Annotated in this window: 15 protein-coding genes and 1 pseudogene; 5 read left to right on the top strand and 11 right to left on the bottom strand. The window is 43.7% G+C overall.

The window, feature by feature from the left end:
- Nucleotides 1-4: 4 nt before the first annotated feature.
- Together FHS45_RS16035 and FHS45_RS16030 are read right to left on the bottom strand one after the other, a co-directional pair.
- The gene (locus FHS45_RS16035; RefSeq protein WP_062440090.1) at nucleotides 5-922 is read right to left on the bottom strand and encodes a DMT family transporter; all 918 of its coding nucleotides are present in this window, start codon (nucleotides 920-922) and stop codon (nucleotides 5-7) included.
- A 254-nt stretch (nucleotides 923-1,176) separates the two neighbouring features.
- On the bottom strand, nucleotides 1,177-2,526 hold the full coding sequence (locus tag FHS45_RS16030; RefSeq protein ID WP_062440657.1) for an MDR family MFS transporter: 1,350 nt from the start codon (nucleotides 2,524-2,526) through the stop codon (nucleotides 1,177-1,179).
- A gap of 247 nt (nucleotides 2,527-2,773) precedes the next feature.
- Here FHS45_RS16030 and FHS45_RS16025 point away from each other — a divergent pair, with 247 nt between their 5' ends.
- Nucleotides 2,774-4,384: a BCCT family transporter gene (locus FHS45_RS16025; RefSeq protein ID WP_062440093.1), complete on the top strand. Its 1,611-nt coding sequence runs from the start codon at nucleotides 2,774-2,776 to the stop codon at nucleotides 4,382-4,384.
- Between the two features lie 135 nt (nucleotides 4,385-4,519).
- On the opposite strand, the gene FHS45_RS16020 is transcribed toward FHS45_RS16025, so the two are convergent.
- The gene (locus tag FHS45_RS16020; RefSeq protein WP_062440659.1) at nucleotides 4,520-4,981 is read right to left on the bottom strand and encodes a divergent PAP2 family protein; all 462 of its coding nucleotides are present in this window, start codon (nucleotides 4,979-4,981) and stop codon (nucleotides 4,520-4,522) included.
- A gap of 192 nt (nucleotides 4,982-5,173) precedes the next feature.
- Here FHS45_RS16020 and FHS45_RS16015 point away from each other — a divergent pair, with 192 nt between their 5' ends.
- The 3 genes and pseudogenes from FHS45_RS16015 to FHS45_RS20540 form a co-directional block, all read left to right on the top strand.
- Nucleotides 5,174-6,340, top strand: coding sequence for a DUF4317 domain-containing protein (locus FHS45_RS16015; RefSeq protein ID WP_062440096.1), 1,167 nt, complete (start codon nucleotides 5,174-5,176; stop codon nucleotides 6,338-6,340).
- A gap of 670 nt (nucleotides 6,341-7,010) precedes the next feature.
- Entirely contained in the window at nucleotides 7,011-9,248 is a 2,238-nt protein-coding gene (gene katG / locus FHS45_RS16010; protein ID WP_062440099.1) for a catalase/peroxidase HPI, read from the top strand.
- 404 nt (nucleotides 9,249-9,652) lie between these two features.
- Nucleotides 9,653-9,877 (top strand): annotated as a pseudogene (locus FHS45_RS20540) (cupin domain-containing protein); the annotation flags it as partial.
- 131 nt (nucleotides 9,878-10,008) lie between these two features.
- Here FHS45_RS20540 and rlmD read toward each other — a convergent pair.
- The 5 genes from rlmD to gatC all read right to left on the bottom strand — a co-directional run bounded on the left by rlmD (nucleotide 10,009) and on the right by gatC (nucleotide 15,866).
- The gene (gene rlmD / locus FHS45_RS16000) at nucleotides 10,009-11,382 is read right to left on the bottom strand and encodes a 23S rRNA (uracil(1939)-C(5))-methyltransferase RlmD (protein ID WP_062440103.1); all 1,374 of its coding nucleotides are present in this window, start codon (nucleotides 11,380-11,382) and stop codon (nucleotides 10,009-10,011) included.
- A gap of 184 nt (nucleotides 11,383-11,566) precedes the next feature.
- Nucleotides 11,567-12,502: a diacylglycerol kinase gene (locus tag FHS45_RS15995; protein ID WP_062440106.1), complete on the bottom strand. Its 936-nt coding sequence runs from the start codon at nucleotides 12,500-12,502 to the stop codon at nucleotides 11,567-11,569.
- Between the two features lie 157 nt (nucleotides 12,503-12,659).
- Complete coding sequence (gene gatB / locus FHS45_RS15990) at nucleotides 12,660-14,090, bottom strand: Asp-tRNA(Asn)/Glu-tRNA(Gln) amidotransferase subunit GatB (RefSeq protein WP_062440109.1); 1,431 nt, start codon at nucleotides 14,088-14,090, stop codon at nucleotides 12,660-12,662.
- The gene (gene gatA, locus FHS45_RS15985; RefSeq protein ID WP_062440112.1) at nucleotides 14,087-15,562 is read right to left on the bottom strand and encodes an Asp-tRNA(Asn)/Glu-tRNA(Gln) amidotransferase subunit GatA; all 1,476 of its coding nucleotides are present in this window, start codon (nucleotides 15,560-15,562) and stop codon (nucleotides 14,087-14,089) included. The genes gatB and gatA overlap by 4 nt, the downstream gene beginning before the upstream one ends.
- Before the next feature lie 13 nt (nucleotides 15,563-15,575).
- Nucleotides 15,576-15,866, bottom strand: coding sequence for an Asp-tRNA(Asn)/Glu-tRNA(Gln) amidotransferase subunit GatC (gene gatC / locus FHS45_RS15980; RefSeq protein ID WP_062440114.1), 291 nt, complete (start codon nucleotides 15,864-15,866; stop codon nucleotides 15,576-15,578).
- A gap of 295 nt (nucleotides 15,867-16,161) precedes the next feature.
- Here gatC and FHS45_RS15975 point away from each other — a divergent pair, with 295 nt between their 5' ends.
- Nucleotides 16,162-16,968, top strand: a complete 807-nt coding sequence (locus tag FHS45_RS15975) for an alpha/beta fold hydrolase (protein ID WP_062440117.1) — start codon at nucleotides 16,162-16,164, stop codon at nucleotides 16,966-16,968.
- Nucleotides 16,969-17,025: 57 nt separating this feature from the next.
- On the opposite strand, the gene putP is transcribed toward FHS45_RS15975, so the two are convergent.
- From putP to FHS45_RS15960, 3 genes are all read right to left on the bottom strand, one after another.
- The gene (putP, locus tag FHS45_RS15970; RefSeq protein WP_062440119.1) at nucleotides 17,026-18,540 is read right to left on the bottom strand and encodes a sodium/proline symporter PutP; all 1,515 of its coding nucleotides are present in this window, start codon (nucleotides 18,538-18,540) and stop codon (nucleotides 17,026-17,028) included.
- A 522-nt stretch (nucleotides 18,541-19,062) separates the two neighbouring features.
- On the bottom strand, nucleotides 19,063-20,613 hold the full coding sequence (gene pruA / locus FHS45_RS15965) for an L-glutamate gamma-semialdehyde dehydrogenase (RefSeq protein ID WP_062440123.1): 1,551 nt from the start codon (nucleotides 20,611-20,613) through the stop codon (nucleotides 19,063-19,065).
- Between the two features lie 369 nt (nucleotides 20,614-20,982).
- The gene (locus tag FHS45_RS15960; RefSeq protein ID WP_062440126.1) at nucleotides 20,983-22,104 is read right to left on the bottom strand and encodes a CamS family sex pheromone protein; all 1,122 of its coding nucleotides are present in this window, start codon (nucleotides 22,102-22,104) and stop codon (nucleotides 20,983-20,985) included.
- Nucleotides 22,105-22,106: the final 2 nt, after the last annotated feature.

Here is a 22,106-nt window from a genome sequence, read left to right as displayed (position 1 = left end):
TTATTTAACTGGCCATTCTCTTTTTCTTGTTTTTACGAATCGATTGCTCAAGCGCTCCTGTCCCCAGCACTACTCCAGTAACAATGAACAAGAATCCGAACAACTGCTCCGCCATAATCCTCTCTCCTAAAAACAGATAGGAACCCGTCAAGGAAAAGAACGGAGTAAGGTTGATGAAAATGGCTGTTTCTCCAGCACCAATCTGGTGGATTGCCTTATTATAGACCATGTGGCCAATCCCGGTTGCCAATATAGACGAGGCTAAAAACACGCCCCAGGCAAGAGGAGTGCCTGTCGTCAATGAGGAGAGGCCATCAGGCTCCAGTTGAGCACTTACGACGAACAGGAAAAAAGCCCCTGCAATTTGCATCCATCCCGTCATCAGCCGGGCATCCATCGTTTCGGTCGCCCGTTTGATGGCAATGAAACTGACAGCCTGGGTTACGACGGCAAGAAAAATGTAAAGATCACCACGGGAAATACTCCCTACACTTCCTTCTCCGTTCATCACAATGAACGAAACGCCAATCAGACCAGACACAATGCCGATCATCCTCAGGACCGTCAGCCTATCTCCTAAAAATAATATTGCAGCTAACGCCGTCATCAGCGGAACCAAACCCAGGATAAGACCGGCATTAGAAGCATTGGTAGCTGTAAGACCTACCGATAAAAAGAAATGGTGGCCTAAAATCCCGGTCAATGCGCCAATCGTAATATAAATAAGCTGAGGTCTGGTAACTTTTCGGAATTCCTTTTTGATTCCTAAAATAAGCATGACAACAATACCTGCCAGCAGAATCCGAAAAGCAGTGATAGTCACAGGCGCAAAGTTTTCCACCAGAACTTTAATCGCGATGACATTGAATCCCCAGATCATCATGACGAAAAAAAGCAGCGTGTATGTAAGTGGTTTAGACATATGCTCTCATCTCTTTCTAATTCATAAATAAATTCCTTATAAATAAATAAGTTTAAACCTATACCCCACTCTATTCAATTAAAGTGCCTATATAGTATGCAAACAAAGTTAACTTCTCAATTTCCCCCCATACGCCATGTATACTTACCAGGAAAGCTCATATTTTCACGTTGATAGCAGCCCCCTGACCTCTACAACTTTCATAAAGGTAAAGGCGGAAAACTTCTTGAAGAAGGTTTCCGCCTTTATAAAGCTCAGGCAACGCCTGGCCGTGAATTTTTGATAAAAAATGACATGACAAGCCCGGCAATCGCTATGATTCCCGCAACAATAAATGAAACGTTCACCCCATGAATCAGTCCGGTAATCCCTTCTGCGGGATCTGCCTGGGTGGTCATTACAGATACCAGCAAGGCTGTGCCGACCGCTCCGGCTACCTGCCGCATCGTATTATTCATCGCTGAACCGTGCGGCATAAGTTGGTTCGGCAACTGATTCAGTCCTGCCGTTGTGACTGGCATCATGATCATGGAAATACTGAACATACGAGCTGCATTAACGGTTGCCAGATAAACAAATGTCGTTTCCATGGTTATGTTCGAAAACATAAAGGTAGTGATTACCAGAATCGACAAGCCGATAATAGCCAGCCAACGCGCGCCAAACCGATCAAAAAGCCGGCCTGTGACCGGGTTCATCAGTCCCATGAGTACCGCCCCAGGAAGGAGCATTAATCCTGATTCTAATGCCGTAAACCCTAACATATCCTGCATCAGAATCGGAAGGATGACCGCGCCCCCGATCATCGCAATAAATGATACCATCCCGATTGCCGTAGTGAGGGTGAAGGTAGTGTTTTTAAAGATCCGGAATTCCAATATCGGCTGTTCAAGTTTCAATTGTCTCAATATGAATAATACGAGTGTAACGGCACCAACAATTAAAGATCCCAGCACTTCTGTATGGAGCCATCCACCACTGCCTGCCACACTAAACGCATATAATATACCGCCAAAGCCGACGGTCGATAGAATGATCGACAAGACATCGACTTTCGGGAATGTCTGCTTCGTTACATTTTTCAAAATAAAATAAGCGACAATGATATCGATGATTGCGATAGGCAAGATAACATAAAATAAACTTCGCCAATGGTGGTGGTCAACGAGGTACCCCGACAGTGTCGGACCAATGGCAGGCGCAAATGCAATCACGAGACCGAACATCCCCATAGCCGACCCACGTTTTTCAACGGGAAAGACTAAGAACAGAATCGTCTGCATCAATGGCATGATAATCCCTGCCCCCGCTGCCTGCAGGACTCTTCCTGATAATAATATACCGAAATTCGGAGCAATGGCACATACTAATGTGCCTATCGCGAAGGTACCGACAGCTGTCAAAAATAGCCCCCGGGTTGTAAAACGTTCAATCAAAAAAGCAGTGATAGGAATCATGATTCCGTTTACCAGCATAAAAATCGTCTGCAGCCACTGGGCGGTATTCGCGTCCAGGTTCAAATCCTGCATAATATGTGGAATAGCTGTTGCTAATAGTGTCTGATTCAAAATGGCGACAAATGCGCCTGATAACAATACGATCATTAATGGAACTTTATTGATTGGTTCTTCCTTTGTCTGTTCCACAATATACCTTCTTTCCTATTTAAGTAACTCAAAAATTTTAACTCAAATTATCTTGAAAATCAATGTTTAGTTACCCGAAATAATAGATATTTGTTTTTAAAAGCATAATAATGTTAAATTACTTAAAAATGACTAGCTTACTTACTACACTCACCGGGTACATAAAAAAAGGAGTGTAAAATCATAGTAGTAAAGGAGATGGACTATGGGGAATAAAAAGAAAAAGTACAAATTTATGAACAGCATTTTCTGGGTCTCATTCACCATTATTTTTCTTTTTGCTTTATGGGGGGCGGTTGCTCCTCAGATATTGGCTTCCCAGGCTGAAGTCATTTACGGGTTTATTGCCAATACGTTTGGCTGGTTTTATTTATCGTTCGTGCTTTTTATAATTATTTTCAACTTTTATTTAGCATTCAGTAAATATGGGAGAATCAAACTTGGTGGAGAAAACACCAAACCCAAATACCCTTTGTTTACCTGGATCGCCATGTTATTTAGTACCGGTTTTGGTGTGAGTATCGTCTTCTGGGGTGTTGCTGAACCGATGACCCACTTCGGAACACCGCCTCCCTTCGACCCCAGTATCGAAGCTGGAACAGCAGAGGCTGCAAGAGAAGCGATGTGGAATGCATTTTTCAATAACGGCATACACCAGTGGGCCTCTTTCACTTTTGTCGGACTGGCACTCTCGTACTTTATTTATCGCCAGGATGAACGAAGCCTGATCAGTGATACCATGAACCCGGTAATCGGCGATAAAGGGAAAAAGCCGCTCCGGAATACGATCGACATCATAGCAGTCATTGCTACAGTTATGGGTGTAGCAACTACACTTGGATTAAGTGTACTGCAGATCAACGGAGGTCTTGGCTATGTTTTTAACGTTCCTTCTGGTACCACGACACAGCTCATCATCGTAGGGGCTATGTTCGTCTTCTTCATGGTATCGACCATATCGGGTCTTGATAAAGGGATTAAATACTTAAGTAACGCTAACTTAGGACTGGCTCTTGTGCTTATGGTTGCCGTCTTATTCATCGGTCCTACCGGCTTTATTCTAGATACGATTACCATGGGCGTCGGTGACTACCTGCAGAATTTCTTCCAGGCTAGCTTAAGACTTGATCAGTATACACAAGGAACATGGGTGCAGGATTGGCCCGTCTATTACTGGGCCTGGACCATTGCTTGGGCTCCGTTTGTCGGAATGTTTGTTGCCCGTATCTCGAAAGGACGCACGGTCAGGGAATTTGTACTAGGAGTAATGGTTGCACCTCCGGCTATCGGTCTAATTTGGATTGGTATCTTCGGTGGGACGGCGATCAACTTCGACCTCTTTCATGGTACGGATATTGCCGGGGCCGTTGCTCAAGATGAAACAACCGCATTGTTTGCGATGTTAGAAAACGTACCATTAGGTACCATACTATCGGTACTATCTATCGGCCTGCTGTTTACCTTCCTGGTAACGTCCGCCGACTCCGCAACTTTCGTACTTGGTATGATGACATCGAATGGGGATACAAACCCTTCTGTTGTTGTAAAAGTAGTGTGGGGCTCTCTTATCGCCTCACTTGCGATCATTTTGATTATCAGCGCTGGATTGGAAGGACTGCAAACCGCTTCCCTGATCGGGGCATTACCGTTTTCAATCGTCCTGTTCGTAGCCGCTATCTCCCTCTTGAAATCGATACGGGAAGATTATAAAGATGCTCGCAGAAAAGCAGAGAAACAAGCAGAAGAAAAACGCCACCAGCGGGTTATCGATCACATTGAAGAGAACTATGAATTTAATAATGATGATAACAAATAACCCAAAAACGAGCTTCCTTTAGAAGGGAAGCTCGTTCTTTTAATGGCTGGCAGTCCATGTAAAGCATCCTGAAGTATGACTGAACATACAAAAATAGCAACCTCCCTATAGGTTGCTATTTTGTGTGGAAATGATTTATTTTCGATCTTCATATCTTGCTGAAATCAGTCCTAATGCAGTTCCTAAAAGTGCTCCACCTAACACTTCTAATGGCTGGTGACCCAAGAGTTCTTTCAATTCCTTTTCCCTCTGCACGAATTCCAGGCTCGGAAAGTCTTTTGATATCGTAGCAAAACTGTCTTCTAACTCATTTACCAGTTTAGCAATCTCCCCTGTATGACGGCGGATACCCTGGGCATCGTACATGACGATCACTCCAAAAACAACCGCTAATGCTGTTTCCGTATGGCGAGATCCTCTATTGGCCGCTATGTAGGTAGCGAGCGCTGAAACTCCCGCGGAATGGGAGCTTGGCATACCGCCTGTCGTAAAAACCTGCTTCCAGTCCCATTTTCCTGCCAAACGTTTGTGCGTTAAAATCTTCAACCCTTGTGCGAGGCCAATTCCTGTCAGTGCTGTCAAAATGCCCCGATTCATTTTATTATTATCCACAAGTAAAACCTCCACTCTGCAATCATCTTTCTTCTACTTTTCATTACCCGAAATGGCCAGTTTTATTCAGAAAAGCATACTAAATAAAATAAAGCCTGTCCTTGCGGATTGTACCTTATGTTAAAATAAAGGAATCGTTTCAAGGGATAACCAATGGAACTTAGGAGTGAATAATACATGGATAAAAAAGATGTTGCCGGTATTCGCAGGCAGTTCAAAGTGGATAATGACTTATTGAAGATTTCTGACCTTTTTAACGTATATATCATGAAAGAAACGACAGAAATTTTTCATCATCAGAGTCAGCCGTTCGAAATGCTCGATAGAGATCAGCAGGAGCTGTTCATGAATAATTTCAAGAAAGTACTGACAGGACAGCTGGATGAAAAACTGTTCGAGTTGAAATTTCAGCGGGATGCTGACAACCACACCCAACTCACATTACATAGAGGGCTGCTTAGCAGCGAACTGGAAGAGTGGAAGGCCCAAATGCTGCAGATGACAGAAAAGATTATTAAAGACAATCCTTATGAAAAAGATGTAGTCATCTCTTTCATCCGTGCTGAATATATGAAACCGATGAAGCGACGCAACGAAGAAGCTGAAGAAAGTGAACGGGATGCGGTCTATTCTCATCCCTTTATTCTCTGCAGTATCAATAAAACCCAGGAACCCAAAAGAGAATGGCAATTCGACTATATTGAAAAGGAATTCAAGTACAACATTGAGGTGGATCCCGTCATTGATCTAAACTCCCCAATGGCAGGATTTCTTTTTCCGTGCTTTACAGACAATTCAGCTGATGTGAACCATATCCTTTATAGTGCAGGCAAAGCAAACGAGCCTGACTACCGATTTATCGAAGAAGTATTGAATGGCGAAGAAATCATGACAGCCAAAGAAGACAAAGCGGTATTTGAAGAAGTCATCAGAGATGTTGTCGGAGATCAGCTCCCTCCTTCTACTCTGGCTACTGTCTATGGAGAAATTAATAATGTCGTAGAGGAAAATGAAGAAGGAGAAGTGCCGAAGCTTGATTACAATGATGTCGAACGGGTGCTGACTCGAAGCGGCGCACAAGTGGAAGCTGAAAAAGTAAAAGACGCGTTTCAAAAAATCACCGATGATGGAGCCTACGAACTAAAAGCAAGCAGCATTGTTCCAAAGTATAAGTCAAAGTCGATTAAAATCAATACGAAGGTAGCTAATATTGCGATCAGTCCCCAGGATTTGCAGTTTGTCAAGCAGGTCAATCATCAGGGGAAACGATATATCATGATCGAAGTAGAAGAAGATGCGGAGATTGAAGGGTTCAAGATGCTTCCGGAAGCTTTCGGGGAGTGATGGAGACAAATCGAATACTTAGTAGTATGATATAGTCTCTATAAAAGGGCATTCCTCCTTAATTAAAGAATAGAATGCCCTTTTGGTTAACTTTTGAGTCTTCACTTTCCGGGAATACAGTTAAACACTTTCACCCGGATATTTCATACTTACTATTTTGATCGCTTATAACCTTCCTCTATTTCCTTATTGTCATTCATCCACTTCAACCACTCTCGCAACCTCATTCCTGCAATTCTTGCACTTTCCTTCTAAAAGAACACCAGATGGATCATCAACAATGACAAATTCCACTATAGTAACGGTATCTAAACAATGGGGACAAAACACATTTTGAATAAGCTTATTTCTTATATCTTTTGGTAAAGCAACCCACTTTTTATTTGCTTTACAACCACCCTTCTGAAAATCAGCATAACAAATTGTCCAGCTATCGTACCAATGACACGAGAATTCCCCCTTGATATTAGTCCATCATATACTGGAATTTTCACAAAATACTAGTTGATTGAATCTCCTATACTATTTTCCTGCTTATGTATTATTTTGTCTAAATTTGATTTCTGAATTTTGTGTGAAATCGCTTTCATTTAAGGTATTTTTTTATTATAATTATAATTTGAGAACGGTTATAATATTTTATCACCATATCCAGGAGGGGGAGTTGTAAATGGACAAGAACGAAATGCATGAAAGTAAAGCCAGTGCTGAGCAGTGTCCTGTAACCGGCCATAAAACCGAGGAAGAAAATGCAGTCACTACCGCCAAGGTTGGGACAACCAATAAGGACTGGTGGCCGAACCAGTTGAATTTACACATTCTTCGCCAGCATGATAACAAATCGAACCCAATGGGAGAAGAATTTAATTATGAAGAAGAATTTCAGAAGCTGGACTATGATGCACTAAAGCAGGACCTTCGTGAACTGATGACAGACAGTCAGGAGTGGTGGCCTGCTGACTATGGTCATTACGGCCCGCTCTTCATCCGTATGTCGTGGCATGCTGCCGGAACATATCGTACTGGCGACGGACGCGGCGGAGGCGCGACTGGGAACCAGCGCTTTGCCCCTCTTAACAGCTGGCCGGATAACGTAAACCTTGATAAAGCACGACGCTTGTTATGGCCAATTAAACAAAAGTATGGAAACATGATCTCCTGGGCCGACTTGCTTGTATTAACTGGTAACGTCGCGCTGGAAGATATGGGCTTGAAAACTTTCGGATTTGGTGGAGGACGGGAAGATATCTGGCATCCAGAAGAAGACGTTTATTGGGGCACTGAAAAGGAATGGCTGGCTGACAACCGTTATTCAGGCGACCGCGAGCTTGAAAACCCGCTTGCTGCCGTGCAAATGGGATTGATATATGTAAATCCTGAAGGACCTGACGGTGAACCGGACCCGCTTGCAAGTGCTCGCGATATTCGTGAAACATTTGCTCGTATGGGCATGAATGATGAAGAAACCGTTGCCCTGATCGCCGGCGGTCATACATTCGGTAAAGCCCATGGCGCAGGTGACCCGGAAGAGGTCGGCGCTGCACCAGAAGCAGCTGATATAGAAGCACAAGGGTTAGGCTGGGAAAGCACTCACGGAAGCGGTAAAGGTCGTGACACGATCTCCAGTGGTGTAGACGGCGCGTGGACTTCCAACCCAACAAAATGGGACAACGGCTATTTCGAACTGCTATTCAACTATGAATGGGAGCTGACGAAGAGTCGGGCCGGCGCGAACCAATGGGCTCCGGTCAACCCGAAGGAAGATGACCTTGCTCCGGATGCAGAAGACCCAGCTATCAAAGTCCCTACCTTTATGACAACAGCTGATATGGCATTACGCATGGATGCCGATTATGAAAAGATTTCACGCCATTACTATGAAAACCCTGATGAATTTGCAGACGCTTTCTCCCGCGCATGGTTCAAGCTGCTTCACCGTGACATGGGCCCTAAATCAAGATACCTGGGACCTGAAGTTCCAGAAGAGGATTTGATTTGGCAGGACCCTATCCCTGCTGTAGATTATACATTGACAGATGCGGAAGTGTCCGAGCTGAAAGGGAAAATCCTTAATACTGGATTAACAATCGGCGAACTGGTTACAACTGCCTGGGCTTCAGCAAGCACATACCGGGGTTCTGATATGCGTGGCGGTGCGAATGGAGCCCGCATCCGCCTTGCTCCTCAGAAAGACTGGAAAGTGAACGAGCCGGAAAAACTGGAACACGTGCTATCTGTCTATCAAGATTTTCAAAACCAGCTTGATAAAAAAGTGAGTATCGCAGATTTGATTGTCCTGGGTGGCGGCGCAGCAATAGAAAAAGCTGCAAAAGATGCCGGCGTTGATGTAACCGTTCCATTCGCTCCAGGACGCGGAGATGCTGATGCAGAAATGACAGATGCGGAAAGCTTTGATGTATTAGAGCCAATGGCAGATGGCTTCCGCAACTATGAGAAAAAAGCCTATACCTTAAGTCCGGAAGAATTGTTGGTAGACAAATCTCAGCTGCTCGGCCTCACTCCACCGGAAATGACCGTGCTGATCGGCGGGATGCGTGTGCTTGGTACAAACCATGGCGGAACAGACCATGGTGTATTCACAAATCATGTCGGCACATTGACTAACGACTTCTTCGTAAACCTCCTGGATATGGGCATAGAATGGAAGCCAAAAGATTATAACCTTTACGAAGGACGCAACCGTAAAACCGGTGAAGTTGTACGGACAGCGACACGCGTGGACCTTGTCTTCGGTTCAAATTCAGAACTTCGTGCTCTGGCAGAAGTATATGCACAAGACGACAACAAAGAAAAATTTGTGCGTGACTTCGTCAACGCCTGGGTAAAAGTCATGAACGCCGATCGCTTCGATCTTAAAAGAAAACAGGAATCCACATTGTCTATATAATATATTATGAACAAACCCTGGCAGGATGCCTACAGCGAACTCTCCCGCTGTGGGCATCAGGCAGGGTATTTTTCATAAATAACAGTTTATTATTTGCTGCTCCAATGATTATGTCCGATTTTACTAGTGCAATAGAAAATTAATTCGAGTACACTCTGACCGAAGATACATAGGATAATTTGAAAAACTGTGAAGGGAATGAGGGCATGTACTATACTCCTTATGGATACCCATATCAAGCTCCGTATTATGCTAATGTGCCATTCTATAACTATGAAAGGCACCCTGGTTACTCGCGCTTTCCCTATGAATCAGCTCATGTAAACCGTGTAAATTCTGTTCACTCTTCAAATGATGAAGCAGGCTTTTTGGGTTATGCTCAGCATAATAGAGAAACAATCGTTTTTGGCAAAACTCCAGATCAATGGATCCAGCACACAGAATTTTTAGTGAATGAAGGATTAGAGGATGTAAAAAGAGGGATCAATCCAACACACATTCTTCAAGAATTTATTCTAATGGGTTTGCTTGTTGGAAAAGGATATTCACCAGAAAAAGCCTACGAAACTGTAGAAGAATGGGAACGTACTGGAGAATCTAAACTTCTTCAGCAAAGCAAAAACATGTAAGGATTAAGTTAAAAAATACGTAAGAATAAACTGGGCTTCCAGGCATTAAATTCATTTTAAAAAGAGATGACTGCTCCCGATATCTGTATACTTCGGGAGTCAGCCATCTCTTTTTAATAGTAACGCATTACTTATTTCTTCTCCAGCCATGAGACACATTCTACATGAGATGTCTGGGGAAACATATCGACTGGCTGAACTTCTTTCGTTTCATAGCCGCCATCTTCCAGTGTTCTTAAATCACGTGCCAGGGTCGATGGGTTACACGATACGTAAACGATACGCTCCGGTTCCATTTCCATCATGGATTGCAATAGTTGCTCGTCGCAGCCTTTTCGTGGCGGGTCAACAACAATGACATCTGGATCCAGCCCTTGCGACTTCCACCATGGCATCACTTTCTCTGCCTGTCCGACATAGAACTCTGCGTTATCGATATGGTTCAGTTTTGCATTTGCTTTGGCATCCGCTACGGCTTCCGGCACCACTTCGACTCCATAAACTTTCTTGGCGTTTTGAGCTAAGAAAAGCGATATAGTCCCGATACCGCAATAAGCATCGATGACTTGTTCTTTCCCTGTCAACGCAGCATACTCCAATGCTTGATCGTATAACGTCTTTGTCTGGGTCGGGTTGACCTGATAGAACGATTTAGGCGATATGGCGAATGTGATATCACCAATCGTATCATAGATGTATTCCTCCCCGTAAAGAACCTTTGTATCGTTACCCAATATGACATTTGTACGCTTTGGGTTTACGTTTTGAACAATGGATTTCACACTTGGATAAGCGTCACGTATTTCATCTATGATCTCATCCTGATTCGGAAGTTTTTCCGTTCTGGTAACGAGTACAACCATAACATCCTTGGTGTTCTGTCCGGTACGTACCATGATGTGGCGCAACACACCACGGTTGTTTTCTTCATCGTAGGCCCGGGTTCCGTATCGCTCGGCGATACGGCGCACTGCTTCAACCATCCGATCATTTGATTCGTCCTGAACGACACATGTGTCCATATCAATGATATTGTGGCTTCGTTTTTGATAAAATCCAGCAACCAGACGTCCATTACGTTCTCCCACTGGCATCTGAACCTTGTTGCGATATCGCCATGGATCCTTCATTCCCTTTACCGGGTGGACAGGGACATGCTCCAAGTGACCGATTTTCCGCATAGCGGCTTTGACCTGCTTCTGTTTCATTTCGAGTTGCATATCGTAGCTCATATGCTGGATCTGGCATCCGCCACATTGGAAAAAGACATTGCAAGGCGGCTCTACCCGCTCCGGGCTTTTTTCATGAAGATCGAGCAACTTTCCAAAACCAAAGTTTTTCTTCACTTTTATCACTTTCACTGTTGCTTTTTCACCCGGCAGTCCATAAGGGACAAACAGCGGGTAGCCGTCGATTTTCCCTACACCGTCTCCTTCATGGGTCAAATCCTCAAAAGTCAGTTCCACCCGTTGATTCTTTTGTACAGGCGGCTTTGATTTAGCCATTTTACATCGTCCTTTTTCTTAGTTTTATCTAAATAAATACGATCATTTTGCACGCTTAGTTTCAGGGGACTAACGCCGAATTTCAAGAAAAACCTAAGTTCCTTGCCCAAAGTTTAACACATGCCGATATGGATAGCGAAAAAAGGCTGCAGATAATTATATCTACAACCCTTTTCCAGCCAGTTTATTTCATATCAATGTCTTCCAGCTTCTTCTCTTCCGCCACAAATTTACCCTTCGGGACAAAAAAGTCGATATGTCGATACAAGTTGACAAATTTCCCGGGCAATAATCCGCCAAATTCCCCGTCGATATTCAACTGCATTTTCTCTTCTGTATGAACTTTGATCAGGCTTGCCTTCGTATAAATGATATGCGGGTCGTTCAAATGCTTACCCTGTGTTGCCATGGACGCAATTCGAATAAAATCTGCGATATTCATTTTTTTGATTATTAGTAAGTCGAACAAGCCGTCATTCATTTCCGCCCCGGGAGCCAGCTTCTCAAAGCCGCCGACTGAGTTCGTATTAGAGACGAGGAATAGCATGATTTCCCCTTTGAATTCTTTGCCGTCATATTCGATTTCTACGCAAGTTGGTCTCAGGGAAGGGAGCATCTCGATGCCTTTCAAGTAATAGGCCAGCTGCCCCAGCATTGTTTTCAGCTTGCTGGGCACCTCATAAGAAAGTTCGGTCAGTTTTCCTCCACCGGCGATATTCATAAAGTATTGATCATTTACCCTTCCGATATCGAGAGCTTCATAATGATCATTAAGAATGACATCGACTGCTTTATGGATATTATTCCGTGGTACACTTAACGCACGGGCAAAGTCATTCGTTGTGCCAACAGGAATGATACCAAGTTTCGGCCGGTTTTCCTGTTCTGCTATGCCGTTGATCACTTCATTGATGGTGCCATCGCCGCCTGCCGCTACTACAATGTCAAAACCACGCTGCACGGCTATAGTAGCAGCTTCGGTCGCATCTCCCGCACAGGTCGTAGCGTGCGCCGATGTTTCATACCCCGCCTGCTCAAAGCGAACCAGCACGTCAGGCAATACTTTTTTGAATACTTCCCTTCCGGAGGTCGGATTATAAATGATCCGAGCACGTTTCATAAGGTCTCCCCCTCATCCAGGCTTTCTACCATTATCTATCATAGCTTGTTTACTGTTATTTCGCCATTAATATAGTATATGGAAACTGTTTACAAACATACAAAAGCACGCAGTCCTTTGCGTGCTTTTGCAGGGCCGTGTTTTTTGAAAATATCGTTTACCGTTTTTCCATTTCTGCAAGGATAATCTTGTTGACCATCGGCGGGTTTGCCTGTCCTTTGGTCGCTTTCATTACCTGACCAACAAGGAAGCCAAGTGCACGGTCTTTCCCATTCTTGTAGTCCTCGATGGACTGCTGGTTTTCATCTAAGATCTTCGTGATGATTTCCGTCAGCTGACCTTCGTCAGAAATCTGGACAAGGCCTTTATCTTTAACGATCTTCTCTGGGTCGCCGCCTTTTTCCACTAACTCAGCAAAAACTTTCTTGGCGATTTTAGAGGAAATTGTACCATCTTCAAGCAGCTTAATCATCTTGGCAAGCGACTCAGGAGTCAAGGCCAGTTCATCAAATTCTTTCTGCTGCTTATTCAAATAAGCAGATACCTCTCCCATCAGCCAGTTGGATGCCTGTTTAACATCTGCGCCATGGTCGATTGTTTCTTCAAAGAAGTCGGACATCGCTTTGTTATTTGTCAGCACCATTGCATCATATTCCGGAAGCTCAAGTTCTTCAATATAACGCTTCTTCCGTGCATCTGGAAGCTCAGGAATTTCTGCACGTACGCGCTCTTTCCAGTCTTCATCAATATATAGTGGTACCAAATCCGGTTCCGGGAAGTAACGGTAGTCATCCGAGCCTTCCTTGACACGCATCAGGAGTGTTTCTTTTGTCTGTTCATCGTAGCGGCGTGTCTCCTGCAAAATTTCTCCGCCAGCTAGCAACACCTGGGCCTGGCGCTTTTCTTCAAACTCAAGACCTTTTTGAACGAAGGAGAATGAGTTCAAGTTCTTCAACTCTGTCTTAGTTCCGAACTCTTCCTGCCCAATAGGTCGGAGTGACAGGTTAGCGTCACAACGCAAAGAACCTTCTTCCATTTTACAATCCGATACACCGGTATATTGGATGATATTCTTCAGTTTCTCAAGATACGCATAGGCTTCCTGCGGAGAACGGATATCGGGTTCCGATACGATCTCTACAAGCGGAGTTCCCTGACGGTTATAGTCAACCAGGGAATACCCTTCATCGCTGTGCGTCAGTTTACCGGCATCTTCTTCTAAATGAAGACGAGTGATGCCGATACGCTTCTGTACACCATCTACTTCGATATCGATGTAGCCATTTTCCCCAATTGGCTGATCGAATTGGGAAATTTGATAAGCTTTTGGATTGTCCGGATAGAAATAGTTTTTTCGGTCAAATTTCGTATCGGTAGCAATTTCGCAATTTAGTGCCATAGCAGCTTTCATCGCGAAGTTGACAGCTTCCTCGTTCAATACAGGAAGTACTCCTGGATAGCCGAGGTCGATTGGATTTACATTCGTATTCGGCTCATCCCCAAACATATTCGGAGACGGGCTGAAAATTTTCGAGTTAGTTTTCAATTCAACGTGTACTTCAAGGCCTATGATTGTTTCAAAATTCATGACTGCGCACCTCCAAGGGATGGGCGTTGTTTGTGAAAGTCTGTCGCCTGTTCAAACGCATGTGCGGTGCGGTAGACAGTACTTTCATCAAAGTGTTTACCGATGATTTGCAGACCGATTGGCAGACCCTCAGAAGAGAATCCGCATGGCACAGAGATTCCTGGTACACCTGCCAGGTTAACTGGGATGGTCAGGATATCGTTGGCATACATCGTAAGTGGATCGTCTACAATTTCACCGACTTTGAAAGCAGGTGTCGGCGTTGTTGGTCCGATGATGACATCGTAGTCTTCCAACACTTTTTCAAAATCGTTCTTGATCAATGTACGCACTTGCTGTGCTTTTTTATAGTAAGCATCATAATAGCCTGAACTTAACGCAAATGTTCCAAGCATAATACGACGCTTGACTTCATCACCAAAACCTTCAGAGCGGGAACGCTTGAACATATCGAGCATGGATTCCGCATTTTGTGTACGGACACCATAGCGTACGCCGTCAAAACGGGCAAGGTTAGCAGACGCTTCCGAGGAAGCGATCAGATAGTAGGTGGCTACCGCATACTTGGAATGCGGCAGGGAAACCTCTTCCCATGTAGCTCCAAGCTCTTCGTATTTTCTTAAAGCACTCATGACTGCTTCTTTTACTTCTTCAGAAACACCTTCACTGAGGTATTCTTTAGGAACTGCAATTCTTAAACCTTTGACATCGCCAGTCAATGCTTCTGTGAATTTTGGTACGTCCACATCAGCAGAAGTGGCGTCCATTTTGTCATGCCCGGAAATGGCTTCAAGCAAGTAAGCATTGTCTTCTACCGTTCTTGTAACTGGGCCGATCTGGTCAAGAGAAGATGCGAATGCAACCAGTCCGAAACGGGATACGCGGCCGTATGTCGGCTTCAAACCTACCACGCCACAGAAAGCTGCCGGTTGACGGATGGACCCCCCTGTATCAGAACCAAGGGAGAAAAACACTTCTCCAGCGGCTACTGCTGCTGCAGAACCACCACTGGAACCACCTGGGACATAGTCGGTATTCCATGGGTTGCGAGTTGCATAATAGCTAGAATTTTCATTAGAAGATCCCATAGCGAATTCATCCATGTTGAGTTTGCCGATCGTCACAGCTTTGGCATTTGCTAATTTTTCCACGACCGTGGCATCATACAAAGGATTTATAAAATTGTCCAAAAACTGACTGGCACATGTCGTACGCAATCCGTTTGTGACAATATTATCTTTCACACCAATAGGAAGACCGAACAATGCTTCTGTATCATCCGATCCGCGGGCAGCATCTAATTCTTCCGCCTGTTTCAATGCTTGTTCTTTATTCAATGTCAAAAAAGCTTTTACTTCGCCATCTACCGCTTCAATGCGTTGATAGGATTCTTCTACAAGCTCCGTGACACTGATTTCTTTATTATGTAGCTTCTCTTGAAGCTCTTTTAATGTATAGTCAAACAATGACATTAGTGTACCTCCTTTATTCCAATATAGATGGAACTTTGAATTGTCCGTCTTTATGATCTGGAGCGTTGTTCAGAACATCTTCCTTCTCCAGCCACTTTCTAGGTTCGTCCTTACGCATGACGTTTTTCAAATCCAATACATGCGTCGTCGGTTCGACACCGGTAGTATCCAATTCATTCAACTGTTCGGCATACGTAATGATATCGTCCAACTGTTTGGTAAACATGTCCGCCTCTTTTTCACTAATCGCAAGACGCGCCAAATTGGCGACGTGCTTTACTTCTTCCTTGCTGATTCTAGACATAACTAACCCTCCATCGAGTTTTCGTACTCACATAATATTAGATGATACCAAATGATTGATTCAATAAGCAACGTTCAAGTTTTTTCACCTTTCCTATCTTAACATAAAACACCGGATGACTCATCAGAAACTATTAAATAGGAAGGAAGGCATTACCGGAGGAAATTCACCCAAAAACATGCTATAATACCCAAGGTACACCTGTTTTCATAACCAGCACATAAAACCGCACCCCTGGTTTATTGCCAATGGTGTATGGGTAATGTTGAATGTGCTGTTACAAAGGAGTTCATCAATGCTAGATTACGTTTTGAAAACAAATGATTCTACATCTGAGTATGTTATTTTTGTCCATGGAATTGGAGGAAACTCCAGGATATTTTATAAACAGATCAAGGCTTTTCGAAAGCAATTCAATGTGCTTTCTATCCACTTGCCTGGTCATGGCAAATCCCCAAGCACGACGTCTTATTCAGAAAAAATGACTTTCCAAACAGTAAACGAAGAGATCATCGCTTTAATGAACCATTTAAAAATTCCTAAAGCACATTTTGTCGGCATTTCGTTAGGGTCAATGGTGATTCAAAGTTTAATCTCTCATTTCCCTGAACGTGTTAGATCCACGGTTCTTGGCGGATCCATTGTCAGGATGAACGCGATATCAAAGGGGCTGCTGGTGTTTGGGGAATCAATTAAGAACTTCATGCCCTACCATACCCTTTATAAGTTGTTCGCTCAAATTCTCATGCCAAGATCCAACCACAAGTCGGGGCGTGAAGCATTCGTCCGCGAAGCGAAAAAAATGAAGCGAAAAGACTTCCTGGCCTGGTACAAGGTAGCGAGACATCCGAAAAAGACATTAGAAAAAATCCACCGGGCGGCTAAAGTTCCAAAACTATATATTTCCGGGACGCAAGATCACCTTTGCATTAAAGATGTGCGAAAGGCGGTTGAGAAAATAGAACAAGCAAGATTAGTGGAAATTCCCGAATGCGGACATGTCTGTAACATTGAACAAGCGGACAAGTTCAACGAGTTAGCCATTAACTTCATCAACAAGTATCGCCAGAAGAAAAAGATTCAAAACTCCGTCGCTTTGTAAAATATTCAACAAAAAAACTCTTTCCTGTTGCGTTACAGGAAAGAGTTTTTTTAACCATTAACGACGGGAAGCTTCTTCAAAGGAAGCAATAATTTCTTTAGAAGGCTTAGGCCCGGCAAGACTGACAACGATAGCAACAATCAAGTTCAAGATGAAACCAGGAACGATTTCATAAAGATCGAAAATGCCACCGTTTAAGAAATCAGCCCATACAACTACAGTAACAGCACCGACGATCATACCGGCAAGTGCACCGTTACGGGTGATGCCTTTCCAGAATAGAGACAAGATGATAATCGGGCCGAATGCCGCACCAAAACCTGCCCAAGCATAAGACACGAGCTCAAGCACTGTGCTGTCTGGATTTTGTGCAAGCATTACGGCAATCAATGCGATACCTGCAACAGCAATACGACCAACCCAAACCAATTCGCGCTCAGTCGCCTGTTTACGGAAAATCGCTTTGTAGAAGTCCTCCGCAAGTGCTGAAGAAGATACAAGCAGCTGAGAGTCAATCGTACTCATGATAGCAGACAGTATTGCCGCCAATAAAATACCGGCAATGACAGGATGGAACAATACTTGGGAAAATGCGATAAATACTTTCTCCGGGTCATCCAGCATTTGAACGCCATTTTCATTGATCAATGTAATACCAAATTCACTCAACATGCCAACATCCTGTGAATTGATGTAAGCAAGACCTGCTAAACCTGTGAAAATCGCACCATATAGTCCTAAAACCATCCATGTAACACCGATGAAACGCGCTTTTGGCACGTCCTTAGGTGAACGTAGTGCCATGAAACGGACAAGGATGTGCGGCTGACCGAAATAACCAAGTCCCCACGCCATGGAGGAGATAATTGCTAACAGGCCTACACCACTTACCATGTTCAAGTTGCTGGCTTCAATATTACCAACAGCGTTAATAGTTGCATCCCAACCGCCGATTTCCGTAATAGCTACGAGCGGCACGGCAATCAATGCTGCGAACATCAAAATACCCTGGACAAAGTCCGTCCAGCTTACTGCAAGGAAACCACCCAAGAAAGTATAAGAAATGGTCACGATTGCACCAATCCATAGTGCTTGTGTGTACGACAATCCGAAGGACGCTTCGAAAAGTTTGGCACCTGCTACCATACCGGATGAAGTATAGAAGGTGAAGAATAGAAGGATTACAAGTGCTGAAATTACTCGTAAGATGTGTGAATTATCGTGGAAACGGTTCTCCAGGTAATCCGGGACCGTGATCGAATCATTTGCAACCTCCGTATAAACACGTAGACGACGAGCGACGAATTGCCAGTTCAAGTAAGCACCGATGGCAAGTCCGACCCCGATCCATGCTTCTCCAAGACCTGCTGCATAAATAGCACCAGGCAGACCTAATAATAGCCAACCACTCATATCAGATGCTCCGGCACTTAATGCTGCGACACCTGGACCTAAACGGCGGCCTCCTAATACATAATCAGATAAATTGCTTGTCATTTTGTATGCGGCAAAACCGATGCCCAGCATACCTAATAAATAAATAATAAACGTTATTAACGTTGCTGTACCCATTGTTTGTTATTCGCTCCTTTCAGTAAATAAAGTAATGACGGATAGTAGGATTAATATTGGCATAGGGACAAACAGCCAGAACCATGTTGCCCCGGATAGTGCGAATTCTTCCATGTTTCCACCTCCATATTTTTTGTTCCGTATCTCCGTTATACACTCCCATGCAATTTTTTAAAAATTTAAAATTATGATTCAAAAGTAACAGGAGTGATAAAACACAAACGCAGGTACAACTATATCATATACAAATGATTTGAACATTGCAAAAATTATATCATCGACAAATGGATGTATGATTATACATTTAAACACTATATATACCGTCATATATTTTTTATATGCGATATATATTCATAAAAGGTAATAAAAAAAAATTTAATAAATTTAAACAGGACCTGTTTCAGGTGGGTACTACTATCTACCTATACAAATATTTACAAATATTCCTTTGCTTGTATGCGCTTTTATTATATCCGTCTTCATAAAAAAAATCCTCCTTTATTGGAGGATTTTTTTAAACGATTAAAGCATTTCAGAAGTTGTTTTCGGCTGCATATGGTGCAGCAGATAATCTGGTCCGCCAGCTTTTGAATCAGTACCGGACATATTGAATCCGCCAAATGGATGGTAGCCGACAATCGCCGCTGTACAGCCACGGTTGAAGTAAAGGTTTCCAACATGGAAATCTTCTCTGGCCTGTTCCAGGTGCTGTCTGTTATTTGTAATTACGGCACCAGTCAGTCCGTATTCGGTATTGTTGGCGATTTCAATGGCTTCATCAAATGACTTAGCTTTTGTAAATGCCACCACTGGTCCGAAGATCTCTTCCTGCATAATGACAGCTTCCGGGTCAACATCTGCAAAAATAGTCGGTTCGATGAACCATCCTTTGCTGTTGTCCCCCTTACCGCCATGGACAAGGCGACCTTCTTCTTTACCTTTGGAAATGTACCCAAGGATCTTATCATAAGCGCCCTGATCGATGACCGGCCCCATGTAAGAACCATGGTCAGTCGGATCGCCATATTTCACTTCATTCTTCGTTTTTTCAACCACTCGTTCAAGCAGCTCATCGTAAACATCTTCATGAGCGACAACACGGGAACATGCAGAACACTTCTGCCCGGAGAAGCCGAACGCAGAATAGGTAATGGCATCCGCCGCAAGCTCAAGGTCAGACTCATTGTCGACAACAATGGTATCTTTACCACCCATTTCAATGATGGTACGCTTCAGCCATTTTTGTCCATCCTGTACTTTGGCTGCGCGTTCAAAGATACGCGTTCCGACTTCACGAGAGCCAGTGAAACTGATGAAACGTGTGCGTGGGTGGTCAACCAGATAGTCACCCACTTCTTTTCCGCTTCCAGGTACATAGTTGATAACTCCTGCAGGCATCCCCGCTTCTTCCAGAACTTCCATCATCTTATAAGCAATGATTGGTGTCACACTTGCTGGTTTTAATAGAACAGTATTTCCGGAAACCATTGAAGCTACGGTCGTACCACACATAATGGCAAACAGGAAGTTCCATGGAGAAATGACAACCCCGACACCTAACGGAATATAATTGAAGCGATTATTTTCAATTGGGCGGGAATTGATCTCTACCCCACCATCAATCCTCAGCATCTGGCGGGCATAGAATTCCATGAAGTCGATTGCTTCTGCCGTATCAGCATCCGCTTCTTTCCATGGCTTACCGCCTTCTTTAATAAGATGAGCCGTAAACTCATGCTTGCGGCGACGGACAATTGCAGCTGCACGGAACAAAATATCTGCACGGAAGCTCGCGTCTGTCTTGCGCCACCATTCGAAGGTTTCGTCCGCAATATTATGCGCTTTTTCAGCAAGGTTTCTATTTGTTTTCGACACATAACCGATGACTTCTTTCCGATTGGCCGGGTTGACGACCTCGATTTTATCGTCTGTCATAATACGCTCGCCACCAATGATCAGTGGATATTCTTTACCTAAATCAGATTCCACTTGCGCAATCGCCTCTTCCATTGCCTTGCGATTTTCTTCAACACTGAAATCTGTAAAGGGTTCATGCTTGTAAGGTACTACCATTCTAAAACGCCTCCTTGGGAAATAGAAATAGAAGCCCGCTTTCGTCTCACTTATGTAACCTTATTAAAGCGCTTCCATAACATATTCTATCTTATCTCTACTAACTGTTCAAATCTAACATCTGAATTATTTTTCCAGTACAGTAGCTTTAGGATTTTTAAATGTTTTTGTTGTTTATCCTATGGGAGGGAACCCGCAGGAGGAAGCTCACCGTACGCCCATGGAAAGCGAGGATTTCCCGGCCCTCCAAACGCTCACACCAAAACGGAAACAACTTATCTTAAAGCTGAATCTTCAAATGAGCTTAACTGTAATTCAACATGGGAACTAAAAATCCCACCCTGATATGTCTCAGGGTGGGGTGTGAGATTAATAGATATGGACGTAGGGCTCTTCCTTGCCTCGCTCTTTAACGATGACACTTTCCGGCTGACTATTACTATTGATTTTCACTTCTATCTCATAATCTTCATTGAACATTTCCATTACAAAACCATATACATACTGGGTGAACCCGACCACTTCATTCTTCGACTGAAACTGGATCGGGATTTCTATCGATACCTCTTCTAATGTATCGTTAACATAGAAACCTTCTCCTACAAACCCTACAAAGTTAGGGAAATACTTCGACACTTCATTACGGAATTCTCCTAGCAGCTGAGAATCCTGGTAATGTTTTTCTTCCGCTTCTCCAGAAGGGAACAAAATGAAGTCCTCGTTAACATCTTTCCAATCAGGAGAATTGGTACTTCCGCCTTTCACGTACGCTTTTTTAATAAAATTACCAGGAACAGCGGAACCGGAATCTTCCTCACGATAAAGAGCAATCATGATCGGTACGTTCTCAAGACCTTCTGTGTTACGTATCTCCTCTATCACCTGGTCGGCAGCACGCTGTCCCATTTCAATAATTTCCTGCGCAGAAATATCTTCATCGTAAGTAGGTCCTCCTATTTCTGTTTGGAAGGAATAGGTGGACTTCAATGCCAATCCGATCGAAATGCCAGCCAGCTTAACGACACCCTCCTCTTCTTCTTTCAAATAATTCTGTTCCAGGATATGGGAAAGCACTCTGGGATTTTCGCGATGGTCGTCTTCTGACTCTAACTTGTCACGGTCTGGGTTCAATCCATCAATCAACCCAAGGACAGTATCTCTTTCTAAATATTGCCCTGCTTGATAAAAGTGAGAGCCAGGCTCAAAATATTCTTTGGAATGCCGTTGCAGGCCCGTTTCCATCTCGTCAATATCCAGTCGATTGTTCAGCTGTCTGGTTATCGTCCCACGAGCTTTCGCTTGTTTTGGACCGTCCTCCGTTAAAATTGTTTTATAATGTTCTTCGGAGATATTATGACGGGGGACGATCGCAGTTTCATTCTTATTATCTTCCGTGTTTTCCTGTACTATTTCTTCGTCATTATCATAAACCGGTATACAGGCGGTCAGCACCAGGAGAGTACTCATCCATAATGCGTGCAGCTTTCTCATAT

The organism is Thalassobacillus devorans (genome assembly GCF_011761345.1).
In the GTDB taxonomy this organism is placed as follows: Bacteria; Bacillota; Bacilli; order Bacillales; family Halobacillaceae; genus Thalassobacillus; species Thalassobacillus devorans.
This window is presented reverse-complemented; position numbering and strand designations above follow the sequence as displayed.

Bases quoted from the DNA above. Each gene is read 5' to 3' on its own strand.
- FHS45_RS16035 (WP_062440090.1), bottom strand. From the start codon at position 922: ATGTCTAAACCACTTACATACACGCTGCTTTTTTTCGTCATGATGATC.
- FHS45_RS16030 (WP_062440657.1), bottom strand. From the start codon at position 2,526: ATGATCGTATTGTTATCAGGCGCATTTGTCGCCATTTTGAATCAGACA.
- FHS45_RS16025 (WP_062440093.1), top strand. From the start codon at position 2,774: ATGGGGAATAAAAAGAAAAAGTACAAATTTATGAACAGCATTTTCTGG.
- FHS45_RS16020 (WP_062440659.1), bottom strand. From the start codon at position 4,981: ATGAATCGGGGCATTTTGACAGCACTGACAGGAATTGGCCTCGCACAA.
- FHS45_RS16015 (WP_062440096.1), top strand. From the start codon at position 5,174: ATGGATAAAAAAGATGTTGCCGGTATTCGCAGGCAGTTCAAAGTGGAT.
- katG (WP_062440099.1), top strand. From the start codon at position 7,011: ATGGACAAGAACGAAATGCATGAAAGTAAAGCCAGTGCTGAGCAGTGT.
- rlmD (WP_062440103.1), bottom strand. From the start codon at position 11,382: ATGGCTAAATCAAAGCCGCCTGTACAAAAGAATCAACGGGTGGAACTG.
- FHS45_RS15995 (WP_062440106.1), bottom strand. From the start codon at position 12,502: ATGAAACGTGCTCGGATCATTTATAATCCGACCTCCGGAAGGGAAGTA.
- gatB (WP_062440109.1), bottom strand. From the start codon at position 14,090: ATGAATTTTGAAACAATCATAGGCCTTGAAGTACACGTTGAATTGAAA.
- gatA (WP_062440112.1), bottom strand. From the start codon at position 15,562: ATGTCATTGTTTGACTATACATTAAAAGAGCTTCAAGAGAAGCTACAT.
- gatC (WP_062440114.1), bottom strand. From the start codon at position 15,866: ATGTCTAGAATCAGCAAGGAAGAAGTAAAGCACGTCGCCAATTTGGCG.
- FHS45_RS15975 (WP_062440117.1), top strand. From the start codon at position 16,162: ATGCTAGATTACGTTTTGAAAACAAATGATTCTACATCTGAGTATGTT.
- putP (WP_062440119.1), bottom strand. From the start codon at position 18,540: ATGGGTACAGCAACGTTAATAACGTTTATTATTTATTTATTAGGTATG.
- pruA (WP_062440123.1), bottom strand. From the start codon at position 20,613: ATGGTAGTACCTTACAAGCATGAACCCTTTACAGATTTCAGTGTTGAA.
- FHS45_RS15960 (WP_062440126.1), bottom strand. From the start codon at position 22,104: ATGAGAAAGCTGCACGCATTATGGATGAGTACTCTCCTGGTGCTGACC.